This window comes from Enterococcus sp. C63, from assembly GCF_040887215.1.
GTDB classification, from domain to species: domain Bacteria; phylum Bacillota; class Bacilli; order Lactobacillales; family Enterococcaceae; genus Enterococcus_B; species Enterococcus_B hirae.
Genome location: NZ_JBFOFI010000003.1, coordinates 117425 through 130441, shown reverse-complemented (window position 1 = coordinate 130441; position 13017 = coordinate 117425). Strand labels below are relative to the sequence as shown.

The 13017-nt window shown below is 36.6% G+C and carries 11 protein-coding genes; 8 read left to right on the top strand and 3 right to left on the bottom strand.

Annotated features, from left to right (window positions below; genetic code table 11):
* The first annotated feature begins 307 nt into the window (after positions 1–307).
* Together AB3H90_RS05980 and AB3H90_RS05975 are read left to right on the top strand one after the other, a co-directional pair.
* Positions 308–1600 (top strand): helix-turn-helix domain-containing protein, encoded by a 1293-nt coding sequence (locus AB3H90_RS05980; protein ID WP_010737923.1) that lies wholly within the window; start codon positions 308–310, stop codon positions 1598–1600.
* A 59-nt stretch (positions 1601–1659) separates the two neighbouring features.
* Positions 1660–2238: a prevent-host-death protein gene (locus tag AB3H90_RS05975; RefSeq protein ID WP_010718485.1), complete on the top strand. Its 579-nt coding sequence runs from the start codon at positions 1660–1662 to the stop codon at positions 2236–2238.
* 149 nt (positions 2239–2387) lie between these two features.
* Here the strand turns inward: AB3H90_RS05975 and AB3H90_RS05970 are convergent, their stop codons facing one another.
* On the bottom strand, positions 2388–2732 hold the full coding sequence (locus AB3H90_RS05970; RefSeq protein WP_014834534.1) for a hypothetical protein: 345 nt from the start codon (positions 2730–2732) through the stop codon (positions 2388–2390).
* 206 nt (positions 2733–2938) lie between these two features.
* Between AB3H90_RS05970 and AB3H90_RS05965 the strand changes: the two genes are divergently transcribed.
* From AB3H90_RS05965 to AB3H90_RS05955, 3 genes are all read left to right on the top strand, one after another.
* Positions 2939–3415, top strand: coding sequence for a hypothetical protein (locus tag AB3H90_RS05965; RefSeq protein ID WP_010718484.1), 477 nt, complete (start codon positions 2939–2941; stop codon positions 3413–3415).
* Between the two features lie 1029 nt (positions 3416–4444).
* On the top strand, positions 4445–5335 hold the full coding sequence (locus AB3H90_RS05960; RefSeq protein ID WP_034700844.1) for a phosphate ABC transporter substrate-binding protein PstS family protein: 891 nt from the start codon (positions 4445–4447) through the stop codon (positions 5333–5335).
* Between the two features lie 182 nt (positions 5336–5517).
* On the top strand, positions 5518–7983 hold the full coding sequence (locus AB3H90_RS05955; protein WP_081127995.1) for a cation-translocating P-type ATPase: 2466 nt from the start codon (positions 5518–5520) through the stop codon (positions 7981–7983).
* A 99-nt stretch (positions 7984–8082) separates the two neighbouring features.
* Here the strand turns inward: AB3H90_RS05955 and AB3H90_RS05950 are convergent, their stop codons facing one another.
* The gene (locus AB3H90_RS05950) at positions 8083–9816 is read right to left on the bottom strand and encodes an ATP-binding protein (protein WP_010718480.1); all 1734 of its coding nucleotides are present in this window, start codon (positions 9814–9816) and stop codon (positions 8083–8085) included.
* Positions 9813–10517, bottom strand: a complete 705-nt coding sequence (locus AB3H90_RS05945) for a response regulator transcription factor (protein ID WP_010718479.1) — start codon at positions 10515–10517, stop codon at positions 9813–9815. The genes AB3H90_RS05950 and AB3H90_RS05945 overlap by 4 nt, the downstream gene beginning before the upstream one ends.
* A 195-nt stretch (positions 10518–10712) precedes the next feature.
* On the opposite strand from AB3H90_RS05945, the gene AB3H90_RS05940 reads away from it, so the two are divergent.
* The 3 genes from AB3H90_RS05940 to ffh are packed head-to-tail and all read left to right on the top strand — an operon-like array spanning position 10713 to position 12948.
* Entirely contained in the window at positions 10713–11216 is a 504-nt protein-coding gene (locus tag AB3H90_RS05940; protein WP_010718478.1) for a DUF523 domain-containing protein, read from the top strand.
* Positions 11176–11514: a putative DNA-binding protein gene (locus AB3H90_RS05935; RefSeq protein WP_010718477.1), complete on the top strand. Its 339-nt coding sequence runs from the start codon at positions 11176–11178 to the stop codon at positions 11512–11514. The genes AB3H90_RS05940 and AB3H90_RS05935 overlap by 41 nt, the downstream gene beginning before the upstream one ends.
* Before the next feature lie 15 nt (positions 11515–11529).
* Complete coding sequence (gene ffh / locus AB3H90_RS05930) at positions 11530–12948, top strand: signal recognition particle protein (protein WP_010718476.1); 1419 nt, start codon at positions 11530–11532, stop codon at positions 12946–12948.
* The last annotated feature ends 69 nt before the right edge of the window (positions 12949–13017 follow it).

Below are 13017 nucleotides of genomic sequence, written 5' to 3'. Positions count from 1 at the left end.
TTTTTATTTATGTAGATAAAATGAAAAGAAAAAATGGCAGGAGAAAAGTTGAGAGAGGGATTCAAGAAATAATCAGTAACCATAGTTGTTCCCATTGTACGAAATTTTGCACAGTTCAATGTGTGACGGTAAGAAAAAAATAGCAGTAGTTAACTTTTTCGATCTGTTAAATTAGAATTTAATGAATTTCGTTTGAATTAAAGAAGAAAAAATGTTTTTTTTCGTAATTTATATATAGGGAGATGTATTAATCTATAGTTGATCGTGCTCCTGAAACACACAGTAAAAAATAAGTGAGGGAACGCCAATGAAGTGGCAAAGATTATTGTCAAAAAATGTACAAAATCTATTTATATTGATCCATCAAATGAAAGATTTATCGTGGAAAAAAACGGATCTAGCAGAAAAACTATTAGTTGATGTGAAAACGATCGATCGATATTTAAAAAGATTAGAAGAAGGAGATTTTCCGATCCAACTGATTCAACATAAAAAAAGCGTAAAGCTGATTTATAATAAAGGCTACAGTGAGCCCTATTTATTGTTTGATTTTCTGATCCACTCCTCATCCTTTTGCTTATTGAAGGATTTGATTTTGAACACGGAGTATCAACAAGAGTATGATCGCTCCTCACAAGAGCGTTTAAGAAAATGGCTGGGGGAATATCATTTGTCTTTTTCTTATCGAAAACAACAACTTTATGGTTCTGAAAGAAAGATACGCTATCTTTTTTTCTGTTTTCTTAAAGATTTTCCCCTCTTTTTTATTGGGGATACAGAACAGTCTTTTTCCGAATTATTTATCCATTTGTTGGAGACACGTGCCCAAAATGCCGAAATCAAAATATTAGACGAACATCGCACGCTTTTTTTTGAACTTTTTCCAGAGTTGTTATTCCGACACGAACAACGTTTATCTGTCCGCGAAAAAAATTACCGCTGTATCGTTCGTTTAAGTTGCAACATCATTATCGAAAAATACTGGAAAAAAATTGAAGAAACGAAAATCTACCGAAAATTAATGACCTTAACAGAGAAATTGGATTCGTTGTTTTGGTTGGCTAGTGAATTTGAAAGTACGAATAAAACAACGATCACGCGAGTTATCTATCAAGAGTGGCTCCGTTACTCAATTGGACTACACGAAAGAGTAGTCAAAGAGGAATTTCATGAGTATCAGGAAAGCTTGCGTTTGGTGCCGAATGTTAATGAAAAACTTTATCAATACCGGATGGCTTTACAACAAGCACTTACATATCCATCGTATGAATGGGGCCTACTTTTACTTAAAGTTTTGCAAGAAAGAGGATACCTGGAAATCTATCCACCAGAAGTAAAAATCGTCTTTTTTTTTCGTTACGATCATGAGGAAGCGCGCCGCCTAGCTTCTGTTTTGGATAAGACCTTGCGACATCGAAAACGGACCTCCATACATGTTTGTACTCGATCAATCCCTCCAAGTTATGCACAATTGATTATTACGGACCATTTTTTTCCATTAAATAATAGTAAACATCAAAAGACTTATTTCTACCAACCTTCTTTTGGGGTAGATCGTCTACTATCAGATATTGATTATTGGATTGATACGAAAAATTGATTTTTATCATATGAAAAGGGTGTGTTATAATAAAGAAGATGAGTAAAGGAGGATGTCTTTTGGATTTAAAGAAATTAGAAGTTCCTACATCTTCAATCACTGAAGTAAAACGATCACCGATGGATGTATTTGATCAGGCAAGAAAAGCTGAAACCGGTGTATATATATTTAATCGTGAAAAAGTTGCAGGAGTGATGTTGACACAAGAGCAATATGAAACACTGTTACAAGAATTAGCAGATTTACGTCAGAAGGCAAATGAAGAAGTGCAGGCACCTATAGAAAGTAATGAACTACTTGGAAACTACGCTGACCAAACAGCTGCTGTCGTTTCGACTTCTGATGGTCTAGATGAGTTGGTACAAACACTGAAACGTTATTTGATTACTGGTGTAACGATTTCTGCTAAAAATTTAGATGAACGAATGGTTACACTAGGTTTCATTACGAAAAAGACGGGCTTTGGAGGAGTGGTCGATATGTTAAACGAATTGACCGCAACTGGAAAGATCAATTATCAGTTACGTAGAAAACCAAACAGTCGTACAGTAATTGCCGAGATTATTGGTGAACAAGACAGTCAATCACAATTATTTGATAAAATTATTATAAAAAAAATCTATCTGCATGAACTTTAATGAATAGCGTAAATTTTTATTTTTTGCTTCTTTCGGTGCTATGATTTTTCAGACTTTTTTACAAGGATCAATGAGAAATCATAGCTGATTTTCTATAAAAATCGGGTGGTTACCGATCCTTTGCTAGTCATATTTTTCGATTCACTGATTTAACGAGTGAAAATTCTTGCCCAAAAAGCCCCAAGAATTTGAGGGATCAAATACAAAACCGAAAGCAGTAAAATCAGTTGGGTTGGTTTGAATGGCTGGTAAAAGAAATGCCAATCAGAGTAATAGTGACAAATCAAATAAGAAATGAATGTTGAACTAATATTAATAAAGAAGAGAAAGAGTAACTGTTGCTTTTTCTGGAAGCTAAAGCCAGCGTAAAAAGACAGAAAAATCAAAAAAATCAAGCCAAAAACAGAATGATACCGATAATCTAGTAGTAAAGAGAAGTACACATACGGAATGAAAAGTAAGAGCAAAATTAATTTTTTTCCATGATTTTTCATGGTGTGTTCCCCCAATCAGGTGAATCCGATTTCTTCTACTTTCATTCTAAAATCAACCAGCTAATAATCAAACACTTTTTTGAAATTTGTAGATTAAATGAATAAACTCTCATAGCCTTATCTCTAAAAAAAAAGATTTTCCCCCTAATTTTTTTAGAGAAAACGCTTATAGTAGGTGAAAGAAAAAATCGCGTAGGAGTAAAGTGATGAAAAAGAAAATAAAACTTGAACAATTGTATTTATTTTTTTGGTTTTTTCCAATTCTGCTGTTGCCGTTTACTTGGGTGAATGCCGTTGTTCAGGGAGCAGAAATTTTGGGGCTAATTCATGGTACTGGGATTGTAGTATCGAAAAATTTTCCAATTTTAACACTATTCTATTTTTTAGTGAGTATGAGCTTGATTTTGACAAATAAATTTATGAATAGTTATAATTGGCATTTGATTCATTTTTCTTGTATGTTGGTTTTTACTTCCTTTTTTTCTATTCTGCCACGAATCATTGTTGGACCGAATGGCTTAAGTGAAAGTGGATTGAAAGATACAGGGGAAACTTCGATGTACTTTTTGACCATTAAACCAAGTTTTTATCTAGCGATTCTTTCGTTTTTATTAGCAGTCATTTTTTATTCTATAGCAAAATTAAGAATAGAAGAAAAACTGTCCGGCGAAGTTAATAAATAGGTTCAATAAAGAGGAAACATTGTGAGCAAATGATAGTAGCGAACAGTGTTTTTTTGCTCTTTGTCAAAGATTTTTGATCCCAAAACAGGCGTTGGCAGGATTCGACGTTTTGAAAACACTGTACAAAAATACCTGAAAGGATGGAAGAAGCAAGGTTGCCTGAAGAAAATCAAATATAAAAGAATAAATAACTGAAGGCACTAATATTCTGCAAATGAAATATTTCTTTTCATGTAATAATCAACCTTTTTTAAGCAAGCTAAAGATCTTCATTCTATGATATAATATTATTGTAGAAAGTTTGTGGGGTTTGGCAAATCCAATTGAGGGGGCGTGGTGCCTATGGGCTTATTAGCTTGTTGGACGTACTCTTTAGAAAGGAAATGCCTGATTTGTTCTCATTGGATCAAATCATTGCTATTATCGGAACAGCAGCAGTAATAATTACTGCCATAGCGAAAGCTAGTGATTCGATTTTAGCATGGTTAAAGTTCAAAAAAGAACAAAAAAATAGAGCCGTCTCAACTTTTGGCAGAGTAGACAGGCTCTAAACTTGTTAAAAAATGCCATCCGCTTTGAACGGACTACACATTAAGGGCTATGTTAGCGCATAGCTCCTTTATTTAATTATAGTATATCGTAGATAGAGAAGAAAGAAAAGGATTAAAGGTTAGTTTTGATATAAATTAACCTTTATTTTTGGGCTTTTTGTCAAATGACGTTGGTAAAGAGAAAGTCTAGAATCATTTGGACAGAAAGAAGAAAACTTCTTTCTGTGTTTTTTTTTGGTTAAAATAGTTTTACGTGACGGATCATGGTTTAAAGGATTTCAGGGGGGCTCTTCTCTCTGTTTTTACATCATAAAAAATTTGTCGGTGAATTTCACCAACATCAAAAAGTACGAAGCCTTTTTATTTGGCTTCGATTTACGATAACTTTACATAAATTAACTTGATATTTACACCTTCAATATGCAGGATTTACAGTGGATTGCTACAATTTACTTGTAAATAAGAAAGGGGTATATCAATGAAAAAAGTATTATTTTCTTTAGGTGTTTTAGGTCTTATGTTAGCTGGCTGTGGTTCCGGTTCTGGTAGCACGGATGGCTCCGCAGCACAAAATAATTCTGCAACTTCTGGCGATCAAGTCAAAATCGTGGCTGTCGGATCTACTGCGCTCCAACCTCTAGTCGATGCGGCACAAGAAAGTTTTGTCCAAAAAAATCCCAACTATCAAATCTCTGTCCAAGGTGGCGGAAGTGGTACTGGGTTAAGTCAGGTCGAGTCTGGGGCAGTGACAATCGGAAACTCCGATGTCTTTGCTGAGGAAAAAGAAGGCGTAGATGCAAGTAAAATAAAGGATCATAAAGTTGCGGTGGTAGGTATGGCGCCAATCGTCAATAAAGACACGAACGTCAAAAATATTACAAAACAGGAATTAATTGATATATTCACTGGAAAAATTACCAATTGGCAAGAACTAGGTGGGAAAGATGAAAAAATCAATGTCATCAATCGGGCAAATGGTAGTGGTACACGAGCTACTTTTGAAAAGTGGGGATTAGATGGTGCTACTCCAGTACAATCACAAGAACAGGATTCATCAGGAACTGTTCGACAAATTGTTAGCCAAACTCCTGGCGCAATCAGCTACCTTGCTTTTTCTTATTTGGATGACAAAACACAGGCTTTAAGTATTGATGGTGTAGAACCAAAAGAAGAAAATGTTGCTGACAACAGTTGGAAAATTTGGTCTTATGAACACATGTATACAAATGGTGAGCCTTCCCCGGAAGTTCAAAAATTTTTAGATTATATGATGACAGACGAAATCCAACAAGGACCGGTGAAAGAACTCGGTTACTTACCAATTACTGCGATGAAAGTAGAACGTGATGCTGAAGGAAACTTAAAATAAGCAATCATGTACTCAAATCTGCTACCCCTAAAAGTGTGCCTTTAACGGGCATGCTTTTTTTTTAGCTATTTCCTGCAAATGAATATGACAGTAATGAAAGATATTTATTAGTCATTTCATAGGCTTTTTTTTTACAAATGTATTAAGGTAAATATAATACTAATAATCGAGGTAAACGGTAAATGAGAATATTTAGTCATCAAACGGAAGTTGAAAAAGATCAAACTTCAGTTAAAAATATTACAAGATATGCTCCCGATTATCGAGAGGGGCTAACAGATGAGCAAGTTGCAGAACGAGTGCATGCTCAAGCAACAAATGAAACGATCGACCCATCATTTAAAACGAACAAACAAATCGTTTTGCAAAATATATTTACTTATTTTAATTTGATTTTTATCGTCTTAGCAGTTTTATTATGTCTAGTTAGTTCCTATAAAAATTTGACTTTTTTGCCAGTGATTCTTGCAAACACGGGAATTGCTATCTATCAAGAGATTCGCTCAAAAAAGATATTAGATAATTTGAGTGTACTGAATGCAGCAAAAGTCACAGTCGTAAGAAACGGCGTAGCCAATAAGATCGATATGGAGGAATTAGTTTTAGATGATGTCATCTTGCTCGAAACGGGTCAACAGATTCCTGCAGACGGTTATGTCTTAGACGGTAAATTACAAGTCAACGAAGCACTTTTGACAGGTGAAGCAGATGAGATAGTGAAAGAAGTAGATGATTATTTGATGTCAGGGAGCTTTGTCGTTTCTGGTAAGGCTTATGTACGATTAGACAAGGTTGGCTATGACTCTTACATCTCCCAATTAACAGCAAAAGCAAAAAAAATGGGAGGAGGCGAACAATCAGAAATGATTGCTTCGCTGAATAAATTAATCAAATGGATCGGGATCATTATTATTCCCATCGGTATCACCTTGTTTTCACAAAGTTACTTTTTTAATGGCAACACGATCAAAGAAAGTGTGGTAGCCATGGAAGCAGCTTTAATCGGGATGATACCAGAAGGCTTGTATTTATTGACAACGATCGCTCTAGCAATGAGTGCCGCTCGTTTAGCTAAGCAACGAGTATTATTACATGATATGAAAAGCATAGAGACTTTAGCAAGGGTTAATGTACTATGTGTAGATAAAACGGGAACTATTACTGAAAATCAGATGTCTGTACAAAAACTAGTGATTGCTAAAAATGAGCAAGCGGAGCAACAGGCAACTAGGATTCAAGAACTCATTTCAGATTATGCTAAAGCTATGGCAAATGACAATGCGACGATGCAAGCAATCAAAACGTACTTTAATAAGCCTACAGATCAAGAACCTTTATCTATCTTGCCTTTTTCGTCGGTACAAAAATTCAGTAGCGTAACATTTGCGGATGGGGTCTATGTATTAGGAGCGCCAGAAATGGTTTTACGTGAACGTTTCGAAACAGTTAAAAATGAATTTAGTCAATATGCTGATCAAGGCTATCGTGTGTTGGTTTTCGGTAGTTACCAAGGAATATTGAGCGAAGCACTTTTAGAAGCAGAAGTGATTCCGCTTGCTTATCTTTTGATTGCCAACCCAATTCGAAAAGAAGCCCCTGACACATTTGCTTATTTTAAGGAACAAGGGGTAGCAATCAAAGTGATTTCAGGGGATAATCCGCAGACCGTTTCAACTGTAGCATTACAGGCGGGCATTGCTAATGCAGACCAATATATTGATGTTTCTCAACTTGCTGAGGAAGATTATCTCTCAGCAGTGGAAAAATACACCGTATTTGGACGGGTAAAACCTGAACAAAAAATGCAGTTCGTTCAGCTTCTTAAACAAAAAAATACAGTCGCGATGACTGGTGATGGTGTCAATGATATTTTAGCAATGAAAGAAGCTGATTGTAGTATCGCTATGGCTTCTGGCAACGAAGCAACGATCCAAGCTGCGCAAGTGGCTTTATTAGATTCTGATTTTTCTAGAATGCCTGAGATCGTAGCAGAAGGTCGGCGAGTTGTTAATAATATTGAACGATCTGCTAGTTTGTTTTTAGTAAAAAATATTTTTTCTTTCTTACTTTCCGTCTTTTCTGTCTTGTTCGCACTGACTTATCCGTTGGAGCCTTCTCAAATTACATTGATTAGTCTGTTTACGATTGGTTTGCCATCGTTTTTACTTGCTCTTGAAGAAAACAAAAATCGAATTGAAGGAAAGTTTATTGTGAATGTCTTAGAAAAAGCTATTCCTGGTGGGCTAACAGATATGACTGTCGTGGGGACTTTAGTGGTAGGCGGTGTCATCTTGCATTTGAATAAGACAGATGTTTCCACGGCTTCAACGATGCTACTGACAGCGGTTGGTTTTCTCGTACTCTATAAAATTTGTCACCCATTGAACCAATTCAGAGGGCGGATCATTTTATTTTGTGCAGCAGGTATCTTATTTTCAGTCGTCTTTCTGCATAAATTATTTTCTATCTCCGCTATTTCACCCGTTTCGATTCTGTTGCTTTTGATTCTATTTTTTGCGGCGGACTCGATTTTCCGGCAGTATTCGCGAATGATTGAAAATTACAGCCAGTTGAAGGATGGAAAGAAAAAACGGTCTATTTGGTTCTGGCTCAAAGTGCTGTTTTCAGTAGACAATAAACACGATTAACAGATAGACAAAACAAAAATAGGCGGTTATGCCAACCGCCTATTTTTTTCTGTTCCGCTATTTCACTTGTTCATTCATTTTTTGAAGATTTAAAGGTGATCATGCTGGAGGGATGGTGACGGTAAAAGTCGACCCCATTCCTGGATGACTTTCCACTTTGATCGTACCACCCAAGAGATTGACGTAATCTTTCACAATAGCCAGACCTAGACCAGTACCACCTGAGTGTCGACTACGTGCTTTATCCACTCGATAGAAGCGCTCAAAGATCCTTTCTTGATCTTCACGATCAATCCCAATACCAAAGTCTTGGACGGAGAATGTCAATTGGTTGTCAACCTCGTAACGGATGATTATTTTCTCTGATTCTTTAGAATATTGGATTGCATTTTCGATCAGATTTTTGATGATCGGGTATAAGAGTTCAGTTTGAGTTGTAAATGATTGTTCTTTCTGTTGCATTTCCAGGGTTAAGTGTTTCTTTTCAATCATTGGTTGGTAACTTTGAATGATTTGTTCAAAGTAAGTTGCTAAATGGATGGTTTGCGTTTCGTGTGCCGTTTCTTCATCTTTTGATAGCTGAATGATTTCTCGGATCAGCTTATCTAAACGAATCGCATCTTTTTGCATGATCAATAGGAACTCATTCAATATTTTTGGGTCATCTTTGGCTCCATCCAGCAGTGTTTCAGTAAATCCGATCAATGAAGTAACCGGTGTTTTAAGTTCATGAGAAACATTTCCTACGAAGTCTTTTTGCAGTTTTTCTAATCGTCTTACTTTTGTGAGATCATAAGCCACGCCTAGAATCTGCCCAGTCTCTTCAGAACTATTGAAGTAACGTAAGCTGATGTCTAATGTTTGTTGTCCCTCTGAAATAGTAATTTCTTGATGGATCAATGGTTCATTTGGCGTAACTTGATGAATCAATTGGATTAATTTTGGCTCTTGAATGATCTCAGTATACCGTTGATTAGGCTGATAATCATGTACCCCTAAATGTGCCTGCATTTTTGGATTCAATAGCCGCAGATGTGACTCTGAATCGATCAAAAAGACACCAATCATTAATTCATTCAATAGAGTATACAATTGTTCTTCAGTGGTCGTATAGGCACGATAGACTTTACTCATTTGTTCACTCAAAGCATTGATCGTTTGGTAAAGTTCTTCCCATTGATCAGAAGTTTGCATGATGGTCTCGGTTTTATCAGGGTTTTTGACCATTTTCTTTAAGACGGGCAGGACGGTTTTCAAGGGACGGTTACGTTGATAAACCAAATAATAGCTCATACTGGACAAAACAACGAAGAAAACCAAAAAGAAGAAAAAGACCCAACGACGAAAATTTTCTGTTCTTGGCAAAAAGCCATTTGTTGGTTCTGCGATTCGAATAATGGCTTCCAACTGCCCATTCTTCTTGATCGGTAGTGCTACATATAATAGTTCTTCCTTTAACGTACTGCTCATTCTTAAAGAAGTACCTAGTGAGCCGCCATCAAGGACTGCTTTGATTTCTGGACGAGTATTTCGCTGCCCTCGTAGTGAGTGATCGGTCGTATCGAATAGGATTGTACCATTTGGAGCTAATAAGGTTAGTCGTTCATTTGATTGATGAACAAAGTCTGTTAAAACTGATTGATTATGCTTCGAAGATAAATCATCAATAGTCAATTGCTGGATCAGCAATTGCCCTTTTTTTGAAAGATAGCTTTCTTGTTGCTCGATGATTTGTTGTTTGAAATATTGAGAAATCATTTGCCAGCCACCGAAAAACAGTCCCACTAAGAGAATGAAAAAGAAGACACGCTCAGAAATTTTTTTCCAATTCATCGTTTTGGTTCCTGAAATTTATAGCCAAAACCGCGAACTGTCACTAAATATTTTGGATGTTTAGGGTCTCTTTCGATTTTTTCTCTTAAGTGACTGACATGGACATCAACGATTCGACTTTGACCTGCAAAATCAAAATTCCAGATGCGATTTAGCAGCGTATCACGATCAATTACACGATCTTTTCGTTTCATAAAATAAACGAGCAGTTCAAATTCTTTTGGCGTTAATTCGATCGGTCGTTCCTCTACGGTTACTTGGAAATTCGTTAAATCTGCTTTGATCTGTCCAATCGTTAGGTAAGCAGGTTCTGCTTCTTCTTGTTGGACATGGCGTGGTTCGATGCGGCGAAAAATAGCTTTCATTCGAGCAAGTACTTCTCTAGGGCTGAAAGGCTTTGTTAAATAATCATCAGCCCCAATTTCCAAACCGATGATCCGATCGACCTGGTCATCTTTGGCTGTTAGCATTAAAATTGGAGTATCAATTTTTTCTTGTCTCAACTTTTGGGTGATTGCCATACCATCTATAGAAGGCAACATCACATCTAAAATCATAAAATCAAAAGGTTCTTCCAGTGCTAATTCCAGTCCTTTTTGTCCGTCTAAAGCACTTGTTACTTGATACCCTTCTTTTTCCAGATTGAATGTCAACAATGTGACGATTGAAGGTTCATCATCTACCACTAATACTTTTTTCATAACTTCTCCCTTTTCTTGCGTTCATTCTTTTTGTTTATTTAAAAACAGCTATCAACTAATGCCTGGTTTTTTTAATTAAGTGTCATGAATAGACATTTCTTATTTTAGCATAGAATCCAGTAGAAGGACTATTTTACCAACTAAATAAATGGTATAATAGGAAGGCACTTTGTTGGATAAAGGAGTGAGTGGCAATTGATCGGAATTAGCGCTTGTTTAGGCGGTGTCTTATGTCGGTATGATGGACAAGAAAAAGCTGTGCCGGAATTAAAGAAACTGGTCGCTGAAGGTAAAGCGATCATGGTTTGTCCTGAAGTAATGGGCGGTCTTTCAACTCCTAGAGCCCCAGCAGAAATCGTTGGTGGCGATGGATTTGACGTTTGGAATGGTCAGGCAAAAGTGATCACTACAAATGGTGAAGACGTCACAAAAGCCTACCAAGAAGGGGCAATCCATGCTTATCAAAAATTAAAAGAGCAAGAAATAGATTTAGTGATATTAAAAGCGAAAAGTCCTTCTTGTGGTTCCTCTCTTATTTATGATGGGAGTTTTTCAGGAACCTTGAAGTCTGGAACTGGTGTAGCAACTGCTTATTTTATCCAACAAAAGATGACCGTACTCTCTGATGAAGAATGGTTGAAATTGCGAGGTGAACAGAATGGAAATCGAGAAAACGAACCGAATGAACGCACTTTTTGAATTTTATTCTACGCTTTTAACCGAAAAACAGATGAATTATATGGAGTTGTATTATGCAGACGATTTTTCATTAGGAGAAATAGCAGAAGAGTATGAAGTAAGTCGCCAAGCAGTATACGATAATATCAAACGAACCAGTAAGATTTTAGAAGATTATGAAAAGAAACTCCATCTTTTCTCTAATTATATTGTTCGGGAACAGTTATTAGAAAAAATGAAAACTTATGTAAAGGAAACTTATCCTAAAGATGAAGTTCTCCTTGATTATGTGAAACAGATCCAAGAAATTGAAGAATAAAGGAATGAAGAAATCATGGCATTTGAAAATTTAACTGAGCGCCTTCAACAGGCAATGAGCAAGTTAAGAAAAAAAGGGAAAGTTTCAGAAGCTGACGTCAAAGAAATGATGCGGGAGATCCGCCTTGCATTACTAGAAGCCGATGTAAATTTACAAGTAGTAAAAGACTTTACGAAGCGTGTTCGAGAACGGGCGATTGGTGTAGAAGTATTAGAAAGTTTAACACCTGCACAACAAATCGTTAAGATCGTTGATGAAGAATTGACGATCACTTTAGGGGCAGAAACTGTTGAATTGAATAAATCACCAAAAATTCCAACAGTCATCATGATGGCAGGTTTGCAAGGGGCAGGTAAGACGACGTTTACTGGTAAACTAGCCAACTATTTAAAGAAAAATGAAAATGCACGTCCTTTACTAATCGCAGGTGACGTGTATCGTCCAGCTGCGATCGATCAATTGAAAGTTCTAGGGCAACAATTAGATGTCCCTGTTTTTGATATGGGAACAGATGTTAGCCCAGTTGAGATCGTTCGTCAAGGGATGGAATTAGCAAAAGAAAAGAAAAATGATTATGTTCTGATCGATACGGCGGGGCGTCTGCATATCGATGAAACCCTGATGGATGAATTGAAACAAATCAAAGAATTAACACAACCAAATGAAATCTTGTTGGTTGTCGATGCGATGACCGGTCAAGATGCTGTCAATGTGGCAGATAGTTTTAACCAACAACTAGGGATCACTGGGGTAGTTATTACTAAATTAGATGGTGATACACGTGGTGGTGCAGCACTTTCGATCCGTTCTGTGACTGGCGCACCAATCAAATTCATCGGGTCAGGGGAAAAATTAACAGATCTTGAAGTTTTCCACCCAGACCGTATGGCAAGCCGTATTCTTGGTATGGGCGATATGTTGACGTTGATCGAAAAAGCGCAACAAGACTATGACGAGAAAAAAGCAGAAGAATTAGCGAAAAAAATGCGGGAAAATTCATTTGATTTCAATGATTTCATTGAACAGTTGGATCAAGTGATGGGGATGGGACCGTTAGAGGATCTGATCAAAATGATTCCTGGGATGAACCAAGTACCAGGGATTGAAAATGTCAAAGTAGATCCTAAAGATGTCGAACGTAAAAAAGCAATGGTTTACTCAATGACACCTGCAGAAAGAGAAAACCCTGATTTATTGAATCCAAGTCGTCGCAGAAGGATTGCCGCAGGTTCTGGTAACAGTGTGGTTGAAGTTAACCGCATGATTAAGCAATTTAAAGAATCACGCAAAATGATGCAACAAATGTCTAAGGGAGATATGAATATTCCTGGAATGGACCAAATGTTTGGCACAGGTGTCAAAGGAAAACTTGGAAAAATGGCGATGAATCGCATGATCAAGAAAAACAAAAAGAAAAAGAAAAAACGGAAATAAAGCTTCTATCGTACGTCTATCGTACTTCTATTATAATAGTAGAATTTTGTTTACCGTTTCATCCAACGA